Consider the following 25,313-nt stretch of genomic DNA (forward strand, 5'->3'; position numbering starts at 1 on the left):
TCAGCCCTGGGCCTGGCGCCGGCGCTCGGCCGGCAAGGACTCGGGCGCCGCCCCATCGTCCAACGCGGCTTCCCCGTCGCGGAACTGCAGCGCGTGGAGCCGCGCATAGATGCCGCCCAGCGCCAGCAGCTCCTGATGCGGCCCGGCCTCGACCACGCGGCCCTGGTCCAGCACATAGATGCGGTCGGCGGCGGCGACCGTCGCCAGCCGATGCGCGATCACCAGCGTGGTGCGTCCCTGGACCAGCCGCGCCAGCGCCGTCTGCACCGCGCGCTCGCTTTCCGGATCGAGATTGGAGGTGGCTTCGTCGAGCAGCAGGATCGGGGCGTTGCGCAGCATGGCGCGCGCGATCGCGATGCGCTGGCGCTGGCCGCCGGAGAGCTTGGCGCCGCGCGGGCCCACCATCATGTCGAGACCCTGCGGCAGAGTCCCGATGAACTCCCAGGCCTGGGCCGCGCGCGCCGCCTCGATGATTTCGGCTTCCGAGGCTTCGGGGCGTCCATAGAGGATGTTGGCGCGGATGCTGTCGTCGAACAGCAGCACGTCCTGGCTGACCAGGCCGATCGACCGGCGCAGCGAGGCCAGGGTCAGGTTGTGGACATCCTGGCCGTCGATGGTGACGCGGCCCGATTGCGGGTCGAAGAAGCGCGGGATCAGATTGAAGACCGTGGATTTGCCCGCGCCCGACGGCCCCACCAGCGCGATCGTGGCCCCGGCCGGGATGTCGATATCGACGCCCGCCAGGGCCGGCCGTTCGGCAGCACCCTCATAGGCGAAGCCGACCTGCTCGAGCCGGATGGCGCCGCCCTGCAGGCTCAGCGGCTTCGCGTCGGGACGATCGACGATCGCGGGCTCCAGATCGATCATGGCGAAGATGCGATCGGCGGCGGCGAGGCCCGCCTGCATCGCGGCGTTGAGATTGGCGAGACGCTTCAGGGGCTCATAGGCCAGGAGCAGGGCGGTGATGAAGGAGAAGAAGGTGCCGGGCGTGCGCGCGCCCGCAATCACCTGATGGCCGCCATAGAGCATGACGGCGACGATCGCGAGGCCTCCCAGCACCTCCATCGCCGGCTGCAGCGCCGAGCGGCTGCGCCCCGATTTCAGCTGCAGCCGGAACAGGCGATCGACCGCCTCGTCCGCGCGCGCGGTCTCGATCCTCTCCATGCCATAGGCCTTGACCTGGCGGGCGCCATGGAAGACCTCGTCGAGCAGCGTGGCGAGGCCGCCGGTCTGCTGCTGCGTGCCGCGGGCGAGCCGGCGCACCCGGCGGCCCACGCGCGCGATCGGCAGCACAGCCAGCGGAAAGGCGACGAAGGCGATCAGCGCCAGCAGCCAATCCTGGTAGAACATCAAGGCGACCAGCCCCACCAGCGTGAGCGCATCCTTGCCGACATTGGTCAGGAGGGTGGAGAGCGCGTCGCGCAGCTGGGCGCAGTCGTTGATCACGCGCGAGACCAGGTCGCCCGGCGAGCGGTCGTGGAAGAAGACGAGATCGGCGCCGACCACATGGCGGAACAGGCGCTTCTGCAGGCCCGACACGATGGCGAGACCCATGCGGGTCATCAGCACCGACTGGCCGAAGCTGGCGAAACCCTTGACGACGAAGATGGCGAAGGTGCCGGCCGCGACCATCTGCAGGGCCGCCATGTCGCGCGCGCCGAAGACGCGGTCGAGGATCGCCTGCATCTGCCAGGCCAGCGCCGCGGTCATGGCCGAGACGATCGCCATGCAGATCAGCGCTGCCACCAGGCGTGGCAGTTCGGGCCGGACGTGTTCGGCCAGGAGACGGCGCATCGGCGAGGCGGGCGCCCTTCGAGCCCCGGGGACGCGGGGGGGAGAAGAATCGGAACGGTTCGTCATGCGGCCGGCAGGATAGCACGGCCCTGCGACCGGACTGACCGCCCGATTTCGCCTCAGTCGAGCAGGTCCGGCGCGTCGCCCGGCTGTTCCTGCCTGTCGCCGGGTCGCCCCTGTGTCGCGACCGAGCCCTTGAGCGGGGCCAGGTTGGCCAGGAAATCGCGCGCCGACTGGGCCCAGGAGAAGCGCAACGCATAAGCCCGGCAAAGAGCCGGATCGATCTTGCGCGCGGCCTCGATCGCCTTGCCCAGATCCTCGTGGAGCACGCCGGCGCCGCTGTCGGCGATCACCTCGTTGGGGCCCGTGACCGGAAAGGCCGCGACGGGCACGCCCGCCGCCAGCGATTCCATCATCACCAGCCCCAGCGTGTCGGTGCGGCTGGGAAACACGAAGACGTCAGCGGCGGCATAGTGTTTCGCCAGCTCCTCGCCCTGCTTGACCCCGACGAAATGAGCCTTGGGGAACTGCGTCTGCAACCGCGCCCGCTCCGGTCCGTCGCCCACCACCAGCTTGCTGCCGGGAAGAGCGAGCTTGAGGAAGGCTTCCAGATTCTTCTCGATCGTGACCCGCCCGACATTGAGATGGATCGGCCGGGGCAGATCGAGAAAGCTCTTCTCGCGCGGTCGGAACAGCTCGGTATCGGTGCCCGCCCACCAGAGCTTCATATTGTTGCCGAAGCCGCGCGCCTTCAGTTCGTCGATGATGCCGGCGCTCGGCACCATCACGCAGCGCGAGATCTTGTGGAATATACGCAAGGTGGTGAAGGTCTTCGCCATCGGCACGCCGAAACGCGCCTGCATATATTCGGGTAACTTCGTCACATAGGAACTGGTGAAGGGAATGTTTCGGCGCCCCAGGATGTTCCGGGCGGCGACGCCGACCGGTCCCGCGGTCCAGAGATGGATCGCGTCGGGGCGCGCCGCCAGCATCATCGGGCCGATGGTCTTCTCGGGATGGAGCGCCACAATCACCTCGGGATCACCCGGGAAGGGGACCGTCTGGAATTGCCGAGGACCGATCACTACGATCTCATGGCCCATGGCCTCGAGCTGCCGGTTGATCTGCTCGATCATGCGCACCGTCCCATTGACGGTCGGATGCCAGAGATCTGTTACGACGAGGATTCGCAAAAGCGCACACTCTCGTGGCCGAGGAAAAGAGGCCGGATATCCGTTCGTGGCGGACGCATGTTAGCCATCCGTGGTCGCGCCCGCCATGGCGGGCGCGACCCCTTACCATGCATGTCCGAGCCTTAATGTTCTGTTGCGAGCAGTTCCCGGAAACGTTCCGCGGATCTGCCCCAGCTGAATGCCAGGGCATGGTTGCGGGCTCGTTCGCGAGAAATGGTCAGGGCGCTTGCAACGGCGCGACCCAGATCTTCGTCGAGCACGCCGGCACCACTATCAGCAATGATGTCCCGGGGGCCCGCAACAGGAAAGGCTGCGACGGGAAGGCCCGAGGCCAGGGCCTCCAGAATCACCAAGCCGAAGGTATCAGCCCGACCCGGAAAGACGAACAGGTCGGCGCTGGCATAGAACCTCGCAAGCGCCTCGCCTTCCTGGGTTCCGGGGAACAGCACCCGGGGATAGCGCTGCTTGAGTTCCTCGAGCATGGGACCGTCGCCGATCATGATCTTGCTGCCTGGCAGGTCGAGGTCGAGAAAGGCCTTCAGGTTCTTCTCTGCTGAAATTCGGGCGACGCAAAGATGGATCGGGCGCGGCAAGTCGACCGGCGCGCGCCATCGCGGATGAAATCGCTCGGTGTCGACACCGAAGGGCCAGACATGGAGGTTCTGAAAGCCCTTCGTCTTCAACTCCCCGGCAATACTGGCGGTCGGCACCAGAACCCGGGTCGATGGGAGATGGAATTGGCGCATTTTGGCGTAGAGCATCTCCGGTGACCTTCCAAAGCCCATCTGGGCGAGTTCGGGAAGCTTTGTCAGATAGGAACTGGTGAAGGAGCGTCGGTGTTTGAGGCACCATTGGCGGGCAGCGAAGCCGATGGTTCCTTCGGTGGCGATATGAAGGGCCACCGGCGCAAACTCTTCGATCATGGGTCCGATGGTTGCCGCGACATTGGTCGCTAGGCGAACGGTTGGACCGAGGAAGGACTGACTGGTCTGGAAACGATCAGGCCCCACGACCTCGACGGTTTCGCCTTGCGCGCGCAATTCGGCAACCAGACTGTGAAGCATTCGCTCCACGCCATGATGCATGGGCATCCAGAGATCAGTGGCGATGAGAATGCGCAAGAGTCAGTGATCCGCTTCAAGAGATGACGATGGAGACAGTAGCCGTTGATGCTAGCAGCCCCAGCGGGCGCAAGAACATGATCCCCTCGAGGGTGGCTATATCAAACTCGGGTCGAGGGTGAAGAGCTCCTGCGCGCGGCTGACGCCCCGCAGGGCGTAGCGGCCGACCGAGACGAGATCGGCCCGCTCGGCCGCCGGCGTCGCCGCCGCGAAGGTATCGGACAGCAGGACGCTGCGATCGACCTGGCGGCACATCGAGGCGATCCGGCTGACCTCGTTGACGGCCGGCCCCACCACGGTGAAGTCGAGGCGAGCGTCGCTGCCGATATTGCCGTAGAAGACCTCGCCGATATGGAGGCCCAGATAGACGGAGGTGACCGGGCGGTTCTCGGCGGCGCGGCGCTGGTTGAGCGCCATGAGATTGCGCCGCAGGGTCTGGGCCGCGCGCAGCGCGCTGCGGCAGGCGTCGCCCGGATCCTCGGCATTGAAGATGGCCAGCGTGCCGTCGCCGATCAGCTTCAGCACGTCGCCGCCGGCCTCATGGATCGCGGCGATGACGAGCTCCGCATAGTCGTTGAGGAAGGGGATGATCTGGTCGGGCGAGGCGCTGTCCGCCATCGCGGTATAGCCATGCAGATCGGAGAACCAGAGCACGGCGCTGATCCGGTCGGCGACGCCGCGCGAGATGCGGCCGCTCAGGACACGCAGACCCGCATCGCGGCCGAGATAGACTTCCACCAGCGTGCTGGCGATCTGGGCCAGGGCCCCGCATTTGATCGCGAGCGCGAGCGCCGGCACGAGGCGGCGCAGGGCAAGCAGATCGTCGTCGCCGAAGCCCTCCGGCCGGCGCGTCACCCAGGAGGAATAGACGCAATCCATCACGCCGATGGAGCCATCGGGAGCCAGACGATGGACCATGGCGACATAGTCGGTGTGTCCGTCGGCCTTCAGGGCCTCGAGCTGGGAAAAGTCGGTCGGATCGCCGAGGCCGATCCGGCGGCGAACCAGCTCGGTGCCCGTCGTCAGAAGATATTGGAACGCGCTCCTTTGCCAATCGGCCGCGGCCGCTCCCTCGGTGGTGCGGCCATATTCCACGAGGCTCCTCTCCTCGACACCGTCATTGCGCCAGCGGAAGGCGCGGCCCTCATAGATCGGGTGCAGCGTGTCGATGAGGGCGATGCCCCGGGAAAGCTCGAGGCCCGCCGCCAGGCATCGCTCGCAGAAACCTTGCAGCAGCGCGTCTTCCGGCGTGCCCGCCAGGCCCCCAGCAATGAGCCACGCCTTGATTCGATGGAGGTCGCTGTCTTCCATGCCCCATTCTGCGGCAATCGCATCGGGAGGCTAAAGAACAATTCCCTCTCATTCTAAATCCCCTCCCCCAACTTTTGGGGGAGGGTTGGGGAGGGGGCTGCTCGGTATCTGCCCCTTCGCATCCCGATGATGTCGTGGACCCAGTCATCCCCCTCCCTGCCCTCCCCCAAAAGTTGGGGGATGGGATTCTATCGCCTCGCCACAAGCGATATTCCCGGCTTTGAGGGGGAAGTGAAGGAAGGCAGACAGGCGTTGGATTTTTAAGCCGCGAGATTGCCCAGGAATTGCCGCGCGGAGGCGGCCCACGAATATTCCAGCGCCAGATCGCGGCAGCGGACAGGGTCGATGGCGCGGGCGGCTTCGACCGCCTTGCCGAGGTCGAGATCGAGGGCGCCGGCGCCGCTGCCATCGATCACGTCGAGCGGCCCCGGCACAGGATAGGCCGCGACCGGCAGGCCCGAGGCGAGGGCCTCCAGCAACACCAGGCCGAAGGTGTCGGTGCGGCTGGGGAAGACGAACAGGTCGGCCGCCGCGTAATAGCGCGCCAGCTCCTCGCCATGCTTCTCGCCGGCGAAGTGAGCGTCCGGATAGCGGCGCTTCAGCTCATGCAGCTGCGGCCCGTCGCCCACCACCAGCTTGCTGCCGGGAAGATCGAGCTCGAGGAAGGCCTCGATGTTCTTCTCCACCGCGACGCGACCGACATAGAGATGGATCGGCCGCGGCAGATTGAGGAACTCCTTCTCGCGCGGCCGGAACATCTCGGTATCGACGCCGCGCGACCAGCGCCGGATATTGCTGAAGCCATGCGCGATCAGCTCGTTGGCGATGCTGTCGGTCGCGACCATCACGCTGGTCGAGGGCGCGTGGAAGCGGCGCACCACGGCATAGCTCCAGGCCAGCGGCACGGCGCAGCGCGCGCGCACATATTCCGGGAACTTGGTGTGATAGGCGGTGGTGAAGGGATGGTCGTGGCGCAGGCACCAGCCGCGCGCCGCCCGGCCGATCGGGCCCTCGGTCGAGATATGGATGCAGTCGGGACGGAAATTCTCGATCGTGCGCGCGACGCGCCGGCCCGGCATCAGCGCCAGCCGGATCTCGGGATAGGTCGGGCAGGGCACCGTGCGGAAGCGGTCGGGGCCGATCACCTCGATATGATGGCCTTGCGCCTCCAGCTCATGGGTGACGCGGCCCAGCGTGCGCACCACGCCATTGACCTGGGGCCGCCAGGCATCGGTCGCAATGAGGATGCGAAGGGAACGGGTGAGGGGTGGGTGCAACTCGCCGATCCGCCGCATCATGCCAGTTCGAGCATGGAGGCCTGCCGGACCTCGGCCCAATTCACGATCTCGAGCCGTCCGTCCCAATGCTCCACCAGCGCGGTGCAGCTCTCGACCCAATCGCCGTCGTTGCAATAGAGCACGCCGTCGATGGTGCGGATTTCGGCCTTGTGGATATGGCCGCAGACGACCCCGTCGACGCCGCGCCGGCGCGCCTCCTCGGCGACCGCGCGCTCGAAATCGTCGATATATTTGACCGCGTCCTTGACGCGCTGCTTCAGATAGGCCGACAGCGACCAGTAGGGATAGCCCATCTGCCGGCGCGCGATGTTGAACCAGTGATTGGCGTGCAGCATCCAGTTGTAGGCCCAGTCGCCGAGATAGGCCAACCACTTGGCGTATTTCACGATGCCGTCGAAATCGTCGCCATGCACGACCAGCAGCTTCCTGCCGTCGGCGGTCTCGTGCATGGTCTCGTTCATCACGGTGATGCCGCCGAACTGCAGCTCGGAATAATCGCGCAAGGGCTCGTCGTGATTGCCCGGGACATAGATGACGCGGGTGCCTTTGCGCGCCTTGCGCAGGATCTTCTGCACCACGTCGTTGTGGCTCTGGCGCCAATACCAGGCGCGCCGCAGGCGCCAGCAATCGATGATGTCGCCGACCAGATAGAGGAATTCCGATTCGTTGTGGCGGAGAAAATCGACCAGGAACTCGGCTTTGCATCCGCGGGTGCCGAGATGGATGTCCGAGATGAAAATCGCGCGATAACGATGCGACGCGCGCGCTTGATTCATGGGCGAACCTGGGTTCCGAAGCGTCGTTTCTACGAATCAGCTTTGTCGTTCTGCCGCATGCCTCTACCGCTTTATCTTCTGGCAATACAAGAAAGAACCTGTATATTGCGCGCCGCTCCAATAAAAATTCACCACTGCGTCATAAATCGTCAATAGAACTGACTCGGAAGACCGGATTGTGACCCCGCGATGACATTGGCAGCTCCCCTCGCCAGCAGCGTCGACAGCAAGGATCGCTCGCTGCTCGTGATCTTCAACCCGACCGCCGGCGGACGCCGCCGGCGCCGGCTCGACGCCGCCCTGCGCGCGCTCGAGCATCGCGGCTGGGATTGCGAGCTGCTGGAGACCCGGGCCCGAGGCGATGCCGAGGCCCTGGCGCAGAGCGCGTCGAGCGATTCCAAGGCGACGCGGCTGCTGGTCGCGGGCGGCGACGGCACTATCAACGAGGCGGTCAACGGCGCGCTCAAGGCCGGCGGACGGCTGCCCTTCGGGATCATTCCGCTGGGGACCGCCAATGTGCTGGCGGCCGAGCTCGGCATAATGGATATGGGCGAGGCGGTCGATGCGGCCGCCGCGGGCGTCATGCGCACGATCTGGCCCGGCGTCGCCAACGGCCGCAATTTCGTGATGATGGCGGGTGCGGGCTTCGACGCCCATGTGGTCGCCAATGTCGACGGCGCGCTCAAGAAGAAGATCGGCAAGCTCGCCTATGTCGCGACCATGATCCGTCTCGCCTTCCGTTTTCCGTTCCCGCTCTATCGCGTGCGGATCGACGGGGTCTGGCATGAGGCCGCCTCGGTCGTGGTCTCGAAGGGCCATTTCTACGGCGGCCGCTTCGTGCTGGCGCCCCAGGCGCGGCTCGACAAGCCGGAGTTCCAGGTCTGCCTCTTCACCCGGGGTGGCCGCTGGAACCTGATCCGCTACGCGCTGGCGCTGCCGCTGGGGCTGTTGCCGAAGCTGAAGGACATCAAGCTCGTCGCCGCGCGCGAGGTCATGATCGAGGGCCCCGCGAACGATCCGGTCCAGGGCGACGGCGACGTGATCGCGCATCTCCCGGTGACGATCCGGCTGGCGGAGAAGCCGCTGACGGTGATGGTGCCGCCGGCGCGGGGGTGATGCACCCAGATGTCATCCCCGCGAAAGCGGGGACCCAACTCTAAGCTTGGCACCTTGGATCAAGATGGATCCCCACTTTCGTGGGGATGACCGCTGCGCGGTCACTTCCCCGCGATCGTCATCCCGTCGACACGCGTGGTCGGCGCGTCGGTGCCGTATTTGAACTCGAGGTCGTTGGCGGGCTCGAGGTTCAGGAACATGTCCTTCAGATTGCCGGCGATGGTGACCTCGCTCACCGGATAGGCGATCTCGCCCTTCTCGATCCAGAAGCCCGAGGCGCCGCGGCTGTAGTCGCCGGTGAGGCCATTGACGCCGAAGCCCATCAGGTCGGTGACGAAGAAGCCGCGATTGATGTCGCCGATGAGCTGGGCCGGCGTCTTCCTGCCGGGGCTGAGGCTGAGATTGGTGGGCGAGGGCGAGGGCGGCGAGGAGGTGCCGCGCGAGCCATGGCCGGTGCTCTTGAGCTTGAGCTGGCGCGCGGAGCGCAGGTCGAGCACCCAGCTCTTGAGCACGCCGTCCTCCACCAGATTGCGCCGCTGCGCGCCGATGCCCTCGCCGTCGAAGGGCCGCGAGCGCATGCCGCGCCGGCGCAAGGGATCGTCGGTGATGTCGAGGCCCTTGCGCAGCACCTGCGTGTTCATCCGGTCTTTCAGGAAGCTGGTGCCGCGCGCGATCGAGGAGCCGTTGATGGCGCCGACCAGATGGCCGACCAGGCTGTTGGCGGTGCGGGTTTCGAACACCACCGGGACCTTGGCGGTGTCGGCCTTGCGCGGCTTCAGGCGGCGCACGGCGCGCTCGCCGGCATTGCGGCCGACGGAAGCCGGGTCTTTGAGGTCGGAGCGATAGACCGCCGAGGTGAAATCGTCGTCGCGTTCCATGCCCGTGCCTTCGCCTGCCAGCACCGAGACGCCGAGGCCGAAGCGCGAGACCTGATAGCCGCCGGCAAATCCGTTGGAGGCGGCGAGGCTGAACTGGCTGCGGCTCCAGCTGGCTTCCGAACCTTCGGAGTTGGTCACGCCCTTGACGGCGCGTGCGGCCTCTTCGCCGATTCGCGCGGTCTCGAGCAGCCATTCGGGGTCGGGCTCGGTCGGATCGGCCATGTCGAGCCCCACCCAGCCTTGCGCGATCTCGGCCGGATCGGCGATGCCGATGAAGGGGTCCTCGGGCACGCTGCGCGCCATCGCCACGGCGCGCTCGACCAGCTCCGCCAGAAGGGCGGCATTGAGATCGCTGGTGGAGACCACGGCCTGGCGCTTGCCGACCAGGACCCGCAGTCCCAGATCCTGCCCTTCGGCGCGCTCGAGCTTCTCCGGGTTGCCGAGGCGGATGGCCTGCGACAGCGACACGCCGCGCGCCAGCACCGCGTCGGCCGCATCGGCGCCGGCACGCCTGGCGGCGGCGATCAGGTCGGTGAGGAGATTGAGATCGCCGGCCTGGCTGGAGGCCTGGGTGGCGGCCGTCGTCGTCGCCTTGGTCTTGGCCTTGGGCGCCGGCCGCGGGGCCGCGGCCTCGCGCGGCAGCGGGCGATGCATCGGCTTGCGGGCGACAGCGTCGCGGCCCTGCGGCCCGCGCTTGTCGTTCGGCGGGCGGCGCGGTGCCGGGGTCGGCGCGATCTTCGCCTTGGGCACGGCCTTGGGCTTGGGTGCCGCCTTCGCCTTGGCCTTTGGCGCCCGCTTTGGGGCGGCCGCCTTCTTCTTGGCCGCCGGCCGCTTCACCGCCGTCTTCTTGACGGCGGTCTTCTTCTTGGCGGGTCTGCCCTTGGCGCCCGTCGCCTTCTTCTTGGCGGCGCTCTTTTTCTTCGGCGTCGCCGTTTTGGCGCGGGTCTTGCCGGGACGGCGGGTCTTGCGGGCGGCCATGGGCTCTCCGGGGATGCGATGGGGAGGAGGGGGAATCAAGGCGGCAGCTTACCGTGGCTCGAGCCCGTAGCGAAAGACGGGCAGAAACCGGCCGGGATCGATCTCAGATGGGACGGCGCCGGCCGTCCGGCAACCCATCTTGAGGTAGAAGCCCGACGCGTTGGGGTCGCTCACCACCACCAGCTCGCGATGACCCAGCGCCCGCGCGATGGCGACCGCATGGTCCCACAAGGCGCGGCCGACCCCCTGGCCGATGGCGTCCGGCTCGACGAAGAACATGTCGAGCCCCAGCGCGTCCGCCTCGGGCTCGACGCCATAGAAGCCCAGCGGCCGGCCGCCGGTGTCGGTCGCGACGTAATAGGGATGGGCCCGCAGCTTCTCCGGCATCAGGGTCATGGCGGCGCGGCAGCGGGCGAGGAAGCTCGCCTCATAGCCCCAGACCGCCTTGGAGCGCAGCGACAGCTCGGTCAGGGCCTGGGCCTCGTCGGCGCGCGCGCGGCGGATCGTGATGATCGGCGCCGGGGCGGCCGCATGCCTCATTTCGACGGCTTCCAGATGCTCTTGCCGCTGCCTGGCAATCCCAGGTTCGGCCAGAGCTTGTCGATCTTCTCGACCACGGCCGGGTCCATGCGAATCTTGCGGCCCCATTCGCGCTTGGTTTCGGGCGCCATCTTGTTGGTGGCGTCGAGGCCGACCTTGCCACCCAGCCCGGATTCGGGGCTGGCGAAATCGAGATAGTCGATCGGCGTGTTCTCGATCAGCGTCAGGTCGCGCACCGGGTCCATGCGGGTCGAGATCGCCCACATCACGTCCTTCCAGTCGCGCACATCGATATCGTCATCCACCACGATCACGAACTTGGTGTAGATGAACTGCCGCAGGAAGGACCAGATCCCCATCATCACGCGCTTGGCATGGCCGGGATAGGCCTTGCGGATCGAGACCACGCCGATGCGATAGGAGCAGCCCTCGGGCGGCAGCCAGAAATCGACGATCTCGGGGAATTGCTGCTTGAGCAGGGGCACGAACAGCTCGTTGAGCGCCACGCCCAGCACCGAGGGCTCGTCGGGCGGCCGTCCGGTGAAGGTCGAGAGATAGATCGGGTCGCGCCGCATGGTGATGGCGCTGACGGTGAAGACCGGGAATGGCTCGACCGCGTTGTAATAGCCGGTATGGTCGCCATAGGGGCCCTCGTCGCGATAATCGTCGAGGCTCACATGACCCTCGAGCACGATCTCGGCCTCGGCCGGCACCTTGAGCGGCACGGTCTTGCAATCGACCAGCTCGACCTTCTCGCCGCGCAAGAGCCCCGCGAACTGATATTCCGACATGGTGTCGGGCACGGGCGTCACGGCGGCGAGGATGGTCGCCGGATCGGCGCCGATCACGGCCGCGACCGGCAGCGGCTCGCGCTTGGCTTCCTTCCAGCGCGCGTGATGCTGCGCGCCGCCGCGATGCTTGAGCCAGCGCATCAGCGTCTGGTTCTTCCCCAGCAGCTGCATGCGATAGATGCCGAGATTGAAATTGTCGGCGCGGTCTTCCTTGGGCTTGGGGCCCAGCGTCACCACCAGCGGCCAGGTGATGAGGGGCGCCGGCTCGCCCGGCCAGCAGGTCTGGATCGGCAGCGCCGTCAGGTCGACGTCGTCCCCCTTCAGCACCACTTCCTGGCAGGGCGCGTTCGAGACCGTCTTGGGCTTCATCGCCATCACGGTCTTGAGGAGCGGGAACATCTCGAAGGCCTCGCGCCAGCCGCCGGGCGGCTCGGGCTGCTTCAGCCAGGCGAGCTGCTCGCCCAAGGCCCGCAACTCGCCGGGCTCGCGGCCCATGCCCCAGGCGACGCGCTCGATCGTGCCGAAGAGATTGACCAGGACCTTCATGTCCCAGCGCCGCGACCCGTCCCGCACATTCTCGAACAGCAGGGCGGGGCCGTCATCGGCCAGGAGCCGCGTCTGGATCTCGGTCATCTCCAGGACAGGCGAGACCGGCTCGCGCACCCGGGTCAGGCGGCCGGCCGTTTCGAGCCGGGCCATGAAATCGCGGAGCGAACGATAGGCCATGGGTTCAGGCGCCGGCGCGAGCCGGGTCGCCTACCAGATGCGCGTCGGGATGATGCCCGCCCGCGGCCGCCTCGGCCTGGGCTTCTTTCAGCGCGCGGGCATAGGCGCGGTCGGACTTGTAGGGGCCGAACTTGGGCAGCTTGGCCGCCGGGATCGGGCGGATGCCCTTGCCATAGGCGCGCTCCTCGAAGAAGCCGCCCTCGAGTCCGATGAAGACGATCGGCTTCTTCCGGCGCGAGAAGACCCGGCGCATCGAGGCCGAATGGCTCTTGAAATTGTCATATTCCTCGGGATCGCGCGCGAACAGCAGCTCGAAGGCCTTGATGAAATCCTTGAGGAAGTCGGCCTCGACGATCTGCATGTTGGAGATGACCCAGCAGCGATCCTCGAAATCCCAGTAATAGGCGAGGCCGATGAACTTCCCCGCCCGGTCGATATAGGGGAAGAAGGGGAAGGCGCGGCAGGCAAGGCTGCGGTTGTCGCGCTCGCAATGGCGCGCACCCCGGCATTCGACCGCGGCGCAGGAGGAGCCGATCTCCTTGACGATCTGGCGCGTCGCCCGGTCATAGGGCTTGAACCGGGTCCACATGTCGGTGCGGCTCTTCAGGAGCTCCCATTCGACCTTCTGGACCACCGGCACCGCATGCTGCGTCGAGCAGCAGACCGGCTCGCCCCCGTTCAGAGGCGCGCATTTCTGCCCGCAATCGAACCGCGAGATCGAAGCCTGGAACAGGTCGTAGATTTGACGGAAGTCGTCGGGACCAATTAATGATTTGTCAGCCATAACGGAGGACTATAACGGGCCCGCGCGCTTGCGCAACGACGCTCGACGGCCGGGCCCCTTAAGATCGGCTTTCGAGCGCCCGCAAGGACGGTCAGGCCCCCGATTCCGGTGGGGGCGCCCTTACTCAGTCGAGTCCCAAGCCATGACACATTATTGGGTCGTCGGTGGAGAATATCAGGATACGAACTTCGACCAGCCCGTGGCCGGCACGGCCGTGCGTCGATTCGGTCCCTTCGACACGCATGCGGATGCCAGGGCCAAATGGCAGGAGCTGGCCTGGAGCACGGTCGACAACGCCCATGCGCGTTATCGCATCGAGGCCGAGAAGGACCAGTCGCCGCAGAATTACTGGGTGGTCGGTTGCAGCTATCGCGACACCAGCTTCCGCGAGCCGGTCGACGGCAGGGAGAACTGGTTCGGTCCCTTCGCCAGCTATGACGAGGCCAAGGCCGAGTGGCAGAAACGGGCCTGGTCCACGGTGGACGATGCGCTGAGCCGGTTCCGCATCGAGATCTTGAACGGATCCGAACACCCGCCCGGGGCCTGAGGCTTCGTGGCGTCCTGGCCCCTGCCCGATGATCGCGCGGCGCGCCTGGCCCTCGCGACCGGTTATCCCTTCGCGATTCCGGATCGCTCCTATCTCTTCGAGAATGGCGTCGCGTTGCCCTGGCCGGCCGAGGTCGACTATCGCGACCGGTTGCCGGTCCTGGCGATAGGCTCCAACCAGTCGCCCGAGCAGCTCACGCGGAAGTTCGATCCGCGTCATGGCTCCCACCGGATCCCGGTGACGCGCGCCTGGCTCGCCGACCATGACGTGGTGTTCGCCACTCATGTCACGCGCTATGGCGCCATCCCGGCCAATCTCCATGCGGTGCCGGGCATGCGCGTCCGGCTCGCCGTGACCTGGCTCGATCCCGCCCAGCTCGAGATGATGCATCGCACCGAAATCGGCGGCGGCAACTATCACTATGCGCGGCTCGACGGGATCAGGCTCGATCTCGAGCATCCGGGCCCGGGTGGAATCACCCGGCTCGACAGCGCGACCGCCTATCTCAGTCCCTTCGGCTTCCTGGCTCATGAAGGCCAGCCGCTCGGGCTGGCGGCCTTGCCGGCAGAGGGCCGGCCGCACCCGGCAGCGACCGTCGCGGAAGCGCTCGATCATCTGCGCCGACGTGCGAAGGATGAGCGGAGCCTCGAGGATTTCATCCTGGCGGCGATGGCGGACGAAACGATCCGCCGCCGCCTGACCGCGCTCATCCGCGAAACGGCGCTCCCCGCTGCCCATGACCGCGCCGCGATCCTGAAACGGTAGCGAAGGCCGGGACGCCCACGTCAGCTCGGCGTCTTGAGCGCCTCGAGGACGTCCGCAGGACGGATCGGCAGATGGCGGAGGCGCGCGCCCACCGCCGCGAAGATCGCGTTGCCGATCGCGGGCGCCACGGCCGTGGTCGGCGGCTCGCCGAGGCCGGTCGGCATCTCGGTGCTCGGCATGAATTCGATCTCGATCTCCGGCACGTCGCCCATGCGCAGCGGCGTATAGCTGTCGAGGTTGGTGTCCCTGACCTCGCCCTTCACGAACTCGGTGCCTTCATGCAAGGCCATGCTGGCTCCCCACAGGGCAGCGCCTTCGGCCTGGGCCAGGGCGCCGTCCGGATGGACGACCGTGCCGATATCGATGACGAGGGTGAGCTTCTCCAAGGTCACGATTCCGGTCAGCCGATTGACATTGACCCGCGCGACGCAGGCGACCCAGCTCGGCATGTCGCGCTCCTGGCCGAAGGTCGTGGCGATTCCGAGCCCGGTATCCTTCGGCATGGCGCCGCCCCAGCCGGCCTTCTCGGCGACACGCCTGACGACGGCGGCCTGGCGCAAGGCGCCGCCAACGGCACTCGGGGGCCCGCCGGCATTGCGCCCGCGGCCATCGAGCAGCCCCAGGCGGAACGCGACCGGATCGAGCTTCGACGCGTGGGCGGCCTCGTCCATGAAGCTCTCGACCGCCCAATTGGTCCAGCCCGGTCCAACAGAGCGCAGATAGCCCGGGCGGAATGTCTTCTGGGCCAGATCGTTCATGAGCGCGCGAACACGCTGCGCGCCGACATCGTACCAATGGTCGGCGCCGCTGATCGCGAAGGAATCGTACGGCACGCCGTTCTTGCCCTTGCCCATGAAGCCCGGCGCGACGATGAGAGTGGGCCAGCCGGCGGTGGCGTGATGTTCCATGGCCGTGACCTTTCCGGCGTCACCGAAGGCCATGCGGCAGAGCTGGACCGAGGGCGAGCGCACGCAATCGATCCGGGCATCGTCGGCGCGCGTCAGGACCATCTTGACCGGCTTGCCGACGGCTTTCGCCGCGAGGGCCGCCGGCACGGCATAGTCGCCATAGAGCCGCCGGCCGAACCCGCCGCCGATCAGGTAGGTGCGCATGACGATCTTGTCCTCGCCGACACCCAAGGCCTTGGCCAGCACGGGCAGGATCGAGGATTGCCACTGATTGCCGGTATGGATCTCGAAGATGCCGTCCTTCTCGAAGGCCAGCGCGTTGACAGGCTCCAGCTGGAAATGAAGCACGCTGCTCGTCGTATAGGTTCGCTCGAGGGTCGAGCGGGCGGCGGCGAAGGCCGCATCGACGCCCTCGTCCTCGACCACGAGCGAACCGCCCTTGGTATCGGCGATCAGCGCGGCGCCGCGGTCCTGGAGATCCTTCTCGGACACGTTCGCCGTCTCGCCCGCGCTCCATTCCACCTTCACCTGGTCCGCCGCGCGGAGCGCGGCCGTGAAGGAGTCGGCGAAGACCATGACCCATCCCGGCACGGTCTCGGAAGGATCGGCCAGCGCCAGGCTGGTGATATAGCCCTTCACCGACTTGGCGCCGGAATCGTCGATCGACACCACCTTCGAGCCGTTGCGCGTCGGCGGAATCTTGGGACGCGCATAGACCATGCCTTCGACCGTGGCATCGATGCCGTAGCGCGCCGTGCCGTCGGTCTTGGACGGGATGTCGATCGCGTCCGTGTCCTGGCCGATCAGCCGACGGTCGGCCGGCGCCTTGACCGGCATCTTCGCCAGATCGTCGGCGCTGTAGCTGCGGGCGAGCTGGCCATGCGCGACGATGTCGCCAAAGCCGATCGACTGCTTGCCGTCGCTCACCATGCCGTTGCGCGCCTGGCAGGCCTGCGGCTTGACGCCCATGAGCTTGGCGCCTTCCTCGATGAGCGCGATGCGGCCGGCGGCACCGGCTTGGCTCAGCGGCATGAAGCTGCTCCAAACCGACCAGCTCCCGCCCGTGACCATCAGACCCCATTTCGGATCGGTATCGACATAGTCGAGCCGCACCTTCTCCCAATCGGCCTCGAGCTCGTCGGCGACGATGCGGGCGAGCGCGGTTCCGACATGCTGGCCCATCTCGGCCTTGGCGATGGAGACGGTGACGATGCCGCTGGAATCGATGCGGTACCAGATCGTCGGCTCGAACAGGCCGGCGGGCGCCGTCGACGCGGTGTCGGCCAGAAGAATGTCCGGTCGCAGGAAACCCATCACGACGCCGCTGCCGGCGGCGCCGATCAGGAATCGCCGGCGCGCCGGCGAGGCCGGGAGGTCGCTTCCCCGGGCCCGCATCGGATCACTGATCATTGAATGCCGTCCCTCGCATTTCCGCCGCCGCCAGCTCGATCGCCTTGCGGATGCGGATATAGGCCATGCAGCGGCAGAGGCTGCCGCCCATGACCGCGTCGATATCCTGGCGGCTCGGGTCGGGAAAATCCTTGAGCAGGGTCGCGGCCTGCATGATCTGCCCGGACTGGCAATAGCCGCATTGCGGCGCCTGGGCCTTGATCCAGGCGCGCTGCAGCGGATGCTGCCCGTTGGGGTCGAGCCCCTCGATCGTGGTGACCTTGGCGCCGGATACGGCCTCGAGCGGCGTGATGCAGGAGCGCAGCGCGCGGCCGTCGACATGCACGGTGCAGGCGCCGCACATGCCGATGCCGCAGCCGAACTTGGTGCCCTTGAGCCCGACCTCGTCGCGGATGACCCAGAGGAGCGGCGTGTCCTCGGCCACATCGACCGAGACGTCCCGTCCGTTGAGCGTGAAAGTGGTCATGATCGCGTCACTCCGAACGCCGGGGTCATGGTGCGGGCGTTTCCTGGCGGATCGCCGCCACCTTGGTTTCGAGATCGGTCCAGGCCGGGAGCTCGGTGCGGGTGGCCCTCAGATAGGCCGCCAGCCGCGCGATCTCGGCGTCGGAAAAGCTATGGGCAAAGCCCGGCATCATCACGCCCGGCATGCCGTCCTTCAGCGAGATGCCGCTGAGCACGACCTTCACGAAGTTGGTCGGCTCGTCGAGCGACAGCGCGCTGTTGAGCGACAGGTCCGGCCGGACGGCGAGCGGCATGGCCGCGCCGCTGTAATGGCAGGACGCGCAGGCCGTGATGTAGAGATGCGCGTCGGGGTCCGAAAGCTGCGCGATGTTCCGGGCCGAGGCTGCGGCCGCCTTCGCGATCGCCGTCTCGGTGTCGGCGGCGCGGGCGCCGGCCTGGTCGATGTCGGCGAAATAGGCCGCGATCGCGCGGATGTCGGGGTCGGGCAGCCTGGCGAGCCCGTCATGCACCACCTCGGACATCGAGCCCGCGGCCGTGCCATGAAGAACGCTGGCGCCGCTGCGCAGATAGGCGAACAGCTCATCCTGGGTCCAGGGTGCGGGCGAAGGATTGGCCGCGGTCAGCGCCGGCGCGATCCAGCCGTCGATCGTGGCGCCGCCATAGGCATTCCCCGATCGCTCCGCGCCCAGCGCGTTGCGTGGCGTATGGCAGGCACCGCAATGGCCGAGGCCTTCGGCCAGATAGGCGCCCCGATTCCATTCCGCGGTCTTGGTCGGATCGGGCTGATAGACGCCCTCATGCAGGAACAGCAGCTTCCAGCCGGCCTGCAGGAGCCGGATGTTCAGCGGGAACGGCAGGGTGGAGGGCTTCTGCGCGGCCTGGACCGGCTTCTGCGTCATCAGATAGGCATAGAGCGCCGTCAGGTCCTCGTCGGTCACCTTGGTGAAATGATCGAAGGGGAAGGCCGGGAAGAGATGCGACCCGTCGCGGGCGACGCCCTCATGCAGGGCGCGCGCGAAGGCGGCCTCCGACCAGCGGCCGATGCCGGTGTCGGGATCGGGCGTGATGTTGCTCGAGTAGATCGTGCCGAAGCCGGTCGCCAGGGGCAGTCCGCCGGCGAAGTCGGCGCCGCCCTTGACGGTATGGCAGGAGGCACAGTTCCCGGCGCCGGCCAGGACGGCCCCTCGGGCGACCAGATCGGCCGGGAAGCTGGCGGCGGCGGGCGGATCGATCGGTGCGATCGCCGGTTTCCAGGCCAGCGCCAGGAATCCGGCGGCGACCAGGACACCGGCGACGACGACACCGATCAGCAGCCGCTTAAACCGGCTTCGTTTGCGCATGGCGAGCCCCGAGATGACGATCGAACCTGGGCGAGCGCCATCATCGCGCGCAGGTTCTCAGAGAGCTAGATGGGGCGACCCCGACCGATTGGTAGTCGCGCTGCCTATCGACAAATCGCGATCGTTTCATACCGGCCATGACGGGCTGCCGCTTGACCCCGCCTTGCGGCGCGGCCTAAGCCATGGCCGCTTCGCGCGGGGGCACGGGGCCCGAGTCGGAGTTGGGGTAATATGCCGGAAAGCAATTGGATCGAAGCGCTGGGGCTGGTGGCGGGGACGCTGACCACCATTTCCTTCCTGCCGCAGGCGGTGAAGGTCTGGCGCTCCCACTCGACCCACGACATCTCGCTCTGGATGTTCACGCTGATGCTGGTCGGAACGGCGCTCTGGCTGGCCTACGGGATCATGCTCGGGCGCCCGGCGCTGATCTTCGCCAACGGCACCTCGCTGACGCTCATCGCCTGGATCGGCTGGTTCAAGCTGCGCTACGGCTGACCGGCCGCAACAGCCGCAGCTCGTCGCCGATCCGGATCCGCCCCGGCTGCGTCACCTTCGCATAGACGCCGGCGCGCCTGCCGTTGGCTTCCGAGCTGGTCTTGAGGATGCCGGGATCGAGCGGCAGGTCGCCCTGCGGCAGGGTGGTGAGGATGCAGCGGTCGCAATGCTCATGCACCTCGAGCCGGCTCTCGCCCAGCAGCAACGTGGCGCCGATCCAGTCCTGCTCGATGAAGCCCTCGGTCTCGCCGCAATCGATCAGGAGATTGGGCCGGAAGCGCTGCGGGGCGAACTGGCCGGACGGGTAGTGGCGCGCGAAGGCCTTCAGGGTTGCGCTGGTCAGCAGATGGAGCGGCGCGTAGCCGTAAACCTGATTGTCGGCGTTGCGGGCGATGAGCCGCGTCGCCTCGCCGATCGCGGCGGAGATCCGCGCATCGCGGTCGGAGGCTTCGCTGTCGATCCCGCCGCCGTCGGGCAGGCGGATCGACACCGGCGGCAGGGGCTCGGCCGCCGAGGGCTCGCGCTTGAGGCGCGCCTGCCATTGGATCAGGTCGCGCCACGGCTTCTTGCCGCGCGCGGCCGCCGCGATCTTGTTCTCGGCCGGATTGAGCACGCCCCAGAGGCGGTCGCCGGGAATGCCGGTTTCCGTCAGCTCCGCCGTCTCCAGCGCCTCGCCTTGCATCGACTGCACGGGATAGCGCCAGACGCCCACGATTTTGCCGACTGACTCAACCATATCCATGTTCATCGTTTTGACCCAATCTCCACCGTTAGGCAGAGGTGATATCAATCTCAATTCTTGCCGTCCTGGTCGGCATTGGAATCGGTTCCAACGTGGAAACTGATATCGAAAACCTCTTGACCCGTTCCACTGACGACACAGCTTGCCGATTTCAATGTCGCAATGGGCGCTACATCCTCGAACTTCTGGAGAAACTCTCGAGCCACATAGACTGCCATTCTAGGGGTCACCTTGGTTCCTGGTACCCTTATGTTCATGCTTTCATCTGTATCGAAGCTCATTCCAGGCTCGCGGAATCGAAACTTCACGTTCATGGTCATAATGGCTCCTACGCTCTTGGCGTGGTCGTAGTGACGTTTTGAGAGTTCGGCATCGAACATTGGCGCAGCTGCCGCATGTGAAATGAGCATTGCAATTTCTAACGAAAGTGCGCAGAGCGCTTCCGCAGCTTCTTGTTCGTGAGGCTGCCAAGCGTCGTGACGTTTGATGTTTCCGTGAAAATAGAATCCCCTCTTTTCGACCATGTGATCAATAACAGCTTCAACGGTGGGCGAACTTGCAAGGAGTTTGTCGGTGTCAGAGTTGCGCGCGCGCTTCATGGGGAGGCGCTGTTTGAGAGCAGTAGCAACCATTGATGTTAAGTCGCTGCGCTGCTTCAAGGCGTCTTTCAGTTGCGCTGCCTTAAACTTCCCATCGCCATAAAGCGATTCCATGAGCAAAAAAGAATAGCGGAAAGAATCAATGTACCTTTCCTGCAACATTGCATCACGTGCGGCGCTTACCAGAGTCGCCTCAAACTCGGGCGCTTGCCCCACTTCTGCAGCCATAACAGCGCGGGTAAAATAGTCATAAGTAAGAGTTAGCGGTATTTCTCTTTTCTTAGAGCCAAACGCCTTAATGGGTATCTGTTCCTTTTCTTCTTCGGTTTCCGCAATGTAGTCGGTCTCTATTTCTCCAATTAAAATCTCTATGCTGAAATAACATTGAAGATAAGAAAACGCCTTCTCCAAGTGCATCCGTACGAATGGAAGTAATGTATCGCGTGTCGTGATAGATAATTCGGCACGGCCACTTTCAATTTTCTCAACTTTCGGCGCAAGTGAGACGGGTTGACCCGCAAATATGATCTCGAAGGCAGTTACTTTCTCGCCCGTTGAGACGGCGCGTAGTTCGCCACCTAAAATCGAGATAGGCCAATGATCTTCAAGCAAGATCGCCTCTTTGAGTCGAACGACATATCGGATCCGCATGACCTAAACGTAGTGCCCCTTCCTCTGCAGTTCGAGATCCGAAATAGCTTACCATACTATGAGTGTCTTGATGTACTGCCGGATACTGCGAGTCGCCTGCGCAGTGCAGTCATCGAAGTTTACGAAGATCGATTCGGAGGTATGCCAAGTTTCGATTACACGATATGAGGACTTCAGCTAATTCTGCCCGTCGTCTCGAAGAAGTGACTGCGGCACCATCTCAGCAAACCAACAATTTAGGGCCGCGGCCTGAAACGGCGGATGATGGATTTGTTCTTTGCGAGCGAGCGCGGGGAGACGGCGGTATGGGTGCGATAAAGGCGGCCGACATGCTTCTAGTCGACGATGTGTTGGAGATGCATGGCGGTTACGTGCTTAACTTTTCAGATCGGAGCTTCGCAAATTTCTTTGCTAGCGAGCTCCAACTGGATATTGACGATCCTATCTATGCCAAGAATGGAACGTCGAAAGCAAAACGTCTGCGGTGTTTCCTCCAAACCGTTGATGGCCCCACTGCTGCACGTACTCTGCAAGCGCTGTGGGATTATCGCGAAGCGCTGCGCCTGCATTTCGGAACCGACGAGAAGATAACGAGCGCGCATTCGCGGATTATCGACCTCATCCGGCGCTTGCGAGGCGGAGCTGTCAAATCGTCGGCGGCATCAACTCAATCGCCGGCTAAGCTCCGCATCACCCAGCTTGAGCAAGAGCTCGTGGCACTATCTACACTCGCTCCTCAGGCTAGAGGGTATGCGTTTGAAAAGTTTCTTAAGGAGCTTTTCGATGCCTATGGCATGGATGGACGAGAGCCCTTTCGCCTAACCGGCGAGCAAATTGACGGCAGTTTCCTGCTCGGGAGCGAAACTTACCTCGTTGAAGCAAAATGGCAGGCGCCACTCACCGGGGTAAGCGACTTGCATGCGTTTCACGGCAAGATTGAAACGAAGGCCGCATGGACACGGGGGCTCTTCATTAGCCAAAGTGGCTTCTCGGCAGAAGGCATCCTAGCTTTTGGTAGAGGCAAACGCGTGATCTGTATGGACGGTTTGGACCTCTATGAAACCCTCAGTCGGGAGTTATCTCTCACGGATGTACTTTCAGGGAAGACTAGACGTGCGGCGGAAACTGGGGCGCCATTCGTGCGTGTGAGAGATTTATTTCCGAACTGAACGGGATTCGCAGCCGATGCAGAGGCAAGCAGCAGTTAGGCGCCGTACGATGTCTGTTGAAGCTGATGCAAGTCCACTCGACGAGCAGCTACCGAGATTGCCCACTTTCTCCTAAGCATGCTTCGGTCGTGCAGCTGGGCGGTGTGTCGTTTTGCCGTAAGTCGTTCATTGCAGTCGGGCAGTGTCAGCCACGACTCTGCCGACCCACGGCAAAGAGCGCCAGCCATTCATGAGCAAGATGCGCGGCCGCCAGCGCCGTGATCTCCGACACGTCATAGGCCGGAGCCACCTCGACCACATCCATGCCCACGAACCTGATGCCGGCAAGGCCCTTGAAGATGGCGATCGCCTGCGCCGAGGAGAGGCCGCCCGGCACCGGCGTGCCCGTGCCGGGGGCGAAGCTGGGATCGAGGCAATCGATGTCGAAGGTGAGATAGGCGCCATGGTCGCCGACGATCCGGCGGATCTCGGCCGCCGTCTTCGCGCTGCCATTCTCATGCACCCAGAACGCGTCCAGCACATTGAAGCCCAGATGGTCGTCATTGTGGGTGCGAAGCCCGACCTGCACGGAGCGGCGCGGATCGACCAGACCTTCCTTGGCCGCGTGATAGAACATGGTCCCGTGATCGACGCGGCCGGCCCCTTGCGAATCGTCCCAGGTGTCGGAATGGGCGTCGAAATGAATCAGCGACAGCGGCCCGTGACGCTTGGCATGGGCCTTCAGCAGCGGATAGCTGATGAAATGATCGCCGCCCAGCGACAGCAGCGCCGCACCGGATGCGAGGATCTTGTCCGCATGGGCCTCGATCGCGGCCGGAATCGTTTCGGGCCGGCCGTGATCCCACTGGCAATCGCCATAGTCGACCACGGAGAGCCGGTCGAACGGCTCGAAGGCCGCGCCATAGGGCCGGTTCCAGGCATTGTTGGTCGAGGCCGCGCGGATGGCGCGGGGGCCGAAGCGGGCGCCCGGCCGGTTGGTCACAGCCGTATCCATCGGGAAGCCCGAGACGGCGACATCGACGCCGGCGAGATCGCGGCTGTATTTGCGCCGCATGAAACTGAGCGCGCCGGCAAAGGTCGGCTCGAGATGGGTGCCCTTCAGGTCCTGGGCGGTGAAGGCATGGTCGTTCGTCATGAGTCTCTCTCGATGGGACCCGCAGGCTCGTCGCTGACGGGGCGCGGGGAATAGCATCGCCTGTCGCCGCCTGCCCGGGTTGGCTCGATCCTCGCCTATTCCGACAGAAGCCGCCAGATCGCGGTGTCGCGCTCGGTGCGGTCCTCCAGCTCGAGCGAGGTGGGAACCCGGTGGCGCGTCACGAGCTGCAGCCCGCTCGGCGGCAGATAGCTGCGGCCCGGATCGCCCATCAGCACTTCGATGCCCTGGCGCACCAGGGTGCGAAGCCAGGCGGTGACGCGTTCCGCCATCGGCCGCTCATAGCAGACGTCACCGGCCAGGACGAGATCCCAGGGACTCGTCGTGCCAACCACGTCATCGAGCGTTACGGGAACCGTCACGCCGTTGAGTGCGGCATTGAGCGCGATGGCACTCGCGGCGAACTTGTCGATCTCGGCGGCGGCGACGGATCGGGCGCCGGCCTTGGCCGCCGCGATCGCGACGAGGCCCGAGCCCGCCGCGAAATCGAGCACGCATTTGCCGGCGACGATCGCAGGATCGTCGAGGATCGTGCGCGCCAGCGCCTGCCCGCCGGGCCAGGCGAAGGCCCAATAGGGCGGCGGCAGGCCCTCATGCGCAAGCGTCGTCTCGGTCGCCTGCCAGATCGGCGTGATCTCGGTCGCGAGATGAAGCCGGATCTCCGGCACCAGCGGCGGCGCCGCGACGACCGTCTCGCGGCGGATGAAAGCGACGGGATCGGCCTCGGCGCGGGGGAGCTCGGTCATGGATCCTCGGGCTCCCGATGACGCCGGTTTCAGCTCAGCCAGGGACTGAGAAGAATCCCGGCGAGCAGCATCCAGCCCAACCATCGTTGCGCGTTGAACTTGGCGAGGCAGTCGGCGGGATCGTCGAAATTCGCGGCTCGGATCTGATAGGCGAACAGCAATCCGGCGGCGGCGAGCCCGAGATAGGCGGCCCAGCCGAGGCCGGCCGAGGCAAAAGCGGCGATCCAGAATCCGAGCGCCACGACGGCGAAGAGGATCAGCCAGGGCCGCGTCGAGGCGCCCAGCTTGAGCGCGGTCGACTTCACGCCGATCAGCGCGTCGTCCTCCTTGTCCTGATGCGCATAGATCGTGTCGTAGAAAAGTGTCCAGGCGATGCCGCCGGCATAGAGCAGGACGGCCGGCGCCTGCAGCGAACCCGTCGCGGCCGCCCACCCCAGGAGCGCGCCCCAATTGAAGGTGAGGCCGAGGAAGGCCTGCGGCCAATAGGTAATGCGCTTCATGAAGGGGTAGGTCGCGACCAGCGCCAGCGAGCCGGCGCCGAGCGCGATGGTGAAGCCGTTCATCTGCAGCAGCACGATCAGCGCCAGCAGCAACTGGAGCCCGAGGAAGATCGCGGCGGCGCGGACGCTGACGGCGCCGCTCGGGATCGGCCGCGTCGCGGTGCGCGCCACCCTTCCGTCGAACTCGCGATCGACGATGTCGTTGAAGCTGCAGCCGGCGCCGCGCATGAGCAGCGCGCCGACAGCGAAGAGCGCCATCAGCCCGAGGTCGGGCTTGGCGGGCGCGGCCATCGTCAGGGACCACCAGCCGGGGAAGAGCAGCAGCCAAGTGCCGATCGGCCGGTCGAGCCGCGCCAGCCTGGCATAGGGCGCGAGCGCCGACGGCAGGAACCGGTCGACCCAGTTGCCCCGGCGAATGTCGGTGAAGTTTGGGGACCCCGCAGGCTGGCCGGTGTGAGGTTGGCTCGGCATGGGGTAATCTTGACGGCCTTGAGCCGCGGGCTCAAGCGATGTGGGA

23 protein-coding genes are annotated in these 25,313 nt (G+C 65.7%); 5 read left to right on the forward strand and 18 right to left on the reverse strand.

From position 1 onward, the window contains the following. The 6 genes from FRZ44_RS03770 to FRZ44_RS03795 all read right to left on the reverse strand — a co-directional run bounded on the left by FRZ44_RS03770 (position 1) and on the right by FRZ44_RS03795 (position 7,493). A complete protein-coding gene (locus tag FRZ44_RS03770) occupies positions 1-1,794 on the reverse strand; it encodes an ABC transporter ATP-binding protein (RefSeq protein ID WP_151175915.1) in 1,794 nt (597 codons plus the stop codon). A gap of 119 nt (positions 1,795-1,913) precedes the next feature. Then, positions 1,914-2,987, reverse strand: a complete 1,074-nt coding sequence (locus tag FRZ44_RS03775; RefSeq protein ID WP_151175916.1) for a glycosyltransferase family 4 protein — start codon at positions 2,985-2,987, stop codon at positions 1,914-1,916. A gap of 122 nt (positions 2,988-3,109) precedes the next feature. Continuing rightward, on the reverse strand, positions 3,110-4,108 hold the full coding sequence (locus FRZ44_RS03780) for a glycosyltransferase family 4 protein (RefSeq protein WP_151175917.1): 999 nt from the start codon (positions 4,106-4,108) through the stop codon (positions 3,110-3,112). A gap of 96 nt (positions 4,109-4,204) precedes the next feature. Then, positions 4,205-5,419: an adenylate/guanylate cyclase domain-containing protein gene (locus FRZ44_RS03785; protein ID WP_151175918.1), complete on the reverse strand. Its 1,215-nt coding sequence runs from the start codon at positions 5,417-5,419 to the stop codon at positions 4,205-4,207. 260 nt (positions 5,420-5,679) lie between these two features. After that, positions 5,680-6,717, reverse strand: a complete 1,038-nt coding sequence (locus FRZ44_RS03790; RefSeq protein ID WP_318526387.1) for a glycosyltransferase family 4 protein — start codon at positions 6,715-6,717, stop codon at positions 5,680-5,682. Next, positions 6,714-7,493, reverse strand: a complete 780-nt coding sequence (locus tag FRZ44_RS03795; protein WP_151175919.1) for a UDP-2,3-diacylglucosamine diphosphatase — start codon at positions 7,491-7,493, stop codon at positions 6,714-6,716. The genes FRZ44_RS03790 and FRZ44_RS03795 overlap by 4 nt, the downstream gene beginning before the upstream one ends. 189 nt (positions 7,494-7,682) lie before the next feature. Between FRZ44_RS03795 and FRZ44_RS03800 the strand changes: the two genes are divergently transcribed. Further along, entirely contained in the window at positions 7,683-8,609 is a 927-nt protein-coding gene (locus FRZ44_RS03800) for a diacylglycerol/lipid kinase family protein (protein ID WP_151175920.1), read from the forward strand. A 101-nt stretch (positions 8,610-8,710) separates the two neighbouring features. Here the strand turns inward: FRZ44_RS03800 and FRZ44_RS03805 are convergent, their stop codons facing one another. From FRZ44_RS03805 to FRZ44_RS03825, 4 genes are all read right to left on the reverse strand, one after another. Then, the gene (locus tag FRZ44_RS03805; protein WP_225308684.1) at positions 8,711-10,015 is read right to left on the reverse strand and encodes a TldD/PmbA family protein; all 1,305 of its coding nucleotides are present in this window, start codon (positions 10,013-10,015) and stop codon (positions 8,711-8,713) included. A 498-nt stretch (positions 10,016-10,513) separates the two neighbouring features. Continuing rightward, positions 10,514-11,005 (reverse strand): GNAT family N-acetyltransferase, encoded by a 492-nt coding sequence (locus FRZ44_RS03815; RefSeq protein WP_225308538.1) that lies wholly within the window; start codon positions 11,003-11,005, stop codon positions 10,514-10,516. After that, positions 11,002-12,522: a UbiD family decarboxylase gene (locus FRZ44_RS03820; protein ID WP_151175922.1), complete on the reverse strand. Its 1,521-nt coding sequence runs from the start codon at positions 12,520-12,522 to the stop codon at positions 11,002-11,004. The genes FRZ44_RS03815 and FRZ44_RS03820 overlap by 4 nt, the downstream gene beginning before the upstream one ends. Before the next feature lie 4 nt (positions 12,523-12,526). After that, complete coding sequence (locus FRZ44_RS03825) at positions 12,527-13,306, reverse strand: hypothetical protein (RefSeq protein WP_151175923.1); 780 nt, start codon at positions 13,304-13,306, stop codon at positions 12,527-12,529. A 142-nt stretch (positions 13,307-13,448) separates the two neighbouring features. Here FRZ44_RS03825 and FRZ44_RS03830 point away from each other — a divergent pair, with 142 nt between their 5' ends. Both FRZ44_RS03830 and FRZ44_RS03835 read left to right on the forward strand, forming a co-directional pair. Further along, positions 13,449-13,853 carry a DUF4170 domain-containing protein gene (locus FRZ44_RS03830; RefSeq protein WP_151175924.1) on the forward strand — a complete coding sequence of 135 codons (405 nt, stop codon included), beginning with the start codon at positions 13,449-13,451 and terminating at the stop codon, positions 13,851-13,853. A 6-nt stretch (positions 13,854-13,859) separates the two neighbouring features. Beyond that, positions 13,860-14,618 (forward strand): hypothetical protein, encoded by a 759-nt coding sequence (locus tag FRZ44_RS03835; RefSeq protein WP_151175925.1) that lies wholly within the window; start codon positions 13,860-13,862, stop codon positions 14,616-14,618. 20 nt (positions 14,619-14,638) lie between these two features. On the opposite strand, the gene FRZ44_RS03840 is transcribed toward FRZ44_RS03835, so the two are convergent. From FRZ44_RS03840 to FRZ44_RS03850, 3 genes are read right to left on the reverse strand one after another with little or no spacing between them, the layout of a single operon-like run. Beyond that, positions 14,639-16,936: a xanthine dehydrogenase family protein molybdopterin-binding subunit gene (locus FRZ44_RS03840; protein WP_225308539.1), complete on the reverse strand. Its 2,298-nt coding sequence runs from the start codon at positions 16,934-16,936 to the stop codon at positions 14,639-14,641. Beyond that, on the reverse strand, positions 16,926-17,402 hold the full coding sequence (locus tag FRZ44_RS03845; RefSeq protein WP_151175926.1) for a (2Fe-2S)-binding protein: 477 nt from the start codon (positions 17,400-17,402) through the stop codon (positions 16,926-16,928). The genes FRZ44_RS03840 and FRZ44_RS03845 overlap by 11 nt, the downstream gene beginning before the upstream one ends. Before the next feature lie 25 nt (positions 17,403-17,427). Further along, a complete protein-coding gene (locus FRZ44_RS03850; protein ID WP_191908400.1) occupies positions 17,428-18,741 on the reverse strand; it encodes a cytochrome c in 1,314 nt (437 codons plus the stop codon). 231 nt (positions 18,742-18,972) lie between these two features. Between FRZ44_RS03850 and FRZ44_RS03855 the strand changes: the two genes are divergently transcribed. Continuing rightward, positions 18,973-19,236 carry a SemiSWEET family sugar transporter gene (locus FRZ44_RS03855; RefSeq protein WP_151175927.1) on the forward strand — a complete coding sequence of 88 codons (264 nt, stop codon included), beginning with the start codon at positions 18,973-18,975 and terminating at the stop codon, positions 19,234-19,236. Here the strand turns inward: FRZ44_RS03855 and FRZ44_RS03860 are convergent. Beyond that, positions 19,217-19,972, reverse strand: coding sequence for an MOSC domain-containing protein (locus tag FRZ44_RS03860; protein ID WP_191908401.1), 756 nt, complete (start codon positions 19,970-19,972; stop codon positions 19,217-19,219). The two genes, FRZ44_RS03855 and FRZ44_RS03860, sit on opposite strands and share 20 nt — an antisense overlap. A 56-nt stretch (positions 19,973-20,028) precedes the next feature. Further along, positions 20,029-21,189 carry a hypothetical protein gene (locus FRZ44_RS03865; RefSeq protein ID WP_151175929.1) on the reverse strand — a complete coding sequence of 387 codons (1,161 nt, stop codon included), beginning with the start codon at positions 21,187-21,189 and terminating at the stop codon, positions 20,029-20,031. 344 nt (positions 21,190-21,533) lie between these two features. Between FRZ44_RS03865 and FRZ44_RS03870 the strand changes: the two genes are divergently transcribed. Then, positions 21,534-22,397, forward strand: a complete 864-nt coding sequence (locus FRZ44_RS03870; protein WP_151175930.1) for a restriction endonuclease — start codon at positions 21,534-21,536, stop codon at positions 22,395-22,397. A gap of 184 nt (positions 22,398-22,581) precedes the next feature. Here the strand turns inward: FRZ44_RS03870 and speB are convergent, their stop codons facing one another. From speB to ubiA, 3 genes are all read right to left on the reverse strand, one after another. After that, positions 22,582-23,532, reverse strand: coding sequence for an agmatinase (gene speB, locus FRZ44_RS03875; protein ID WP_151175931.1), 951 nt, complete (start codon positions 23,530-23,532; stop codon positions 22,582-22,584). Positions 23,533-23,627: 95 nt separating this feature from the next. Further along, complete coding sequence (locus tag FRZ44_RS03880) at positions 23,628-24,296, reverse strand: class I SAM-dependent methyltransferase (protein WP_151175932.1); 669 nt, start codon at positions 24,294-24,296, stop codon at positions 23,628-23,630. Positions 24,297-24,325: 29 nt separating this feature from the next. Further along, on the reverse strand, positions 24,326-25,267 hold the full coding sequence (gene ubiA, locus FRZ44_RS03885) for a 4-hydroxybenzoate octaprenyltransferase (protein WP_151175933.1): 942 nt from the start codon (positions 25,265-25,267) through the stop codon (positions 24,326-24,328). Between the last annotated feature and the right edge of the window lie 46 nt (positions 25,268-25,313).

Source organism: Hypericibacter terrae, from assembly GCF_008728855.1.
Classification (GTDB): domain Bacteria; phylum Pseudomonadota; class Alphaproteobacteria; order Dongiales; family Dongiaceae; genus Hypericibacter; species Hypericibacter terrae.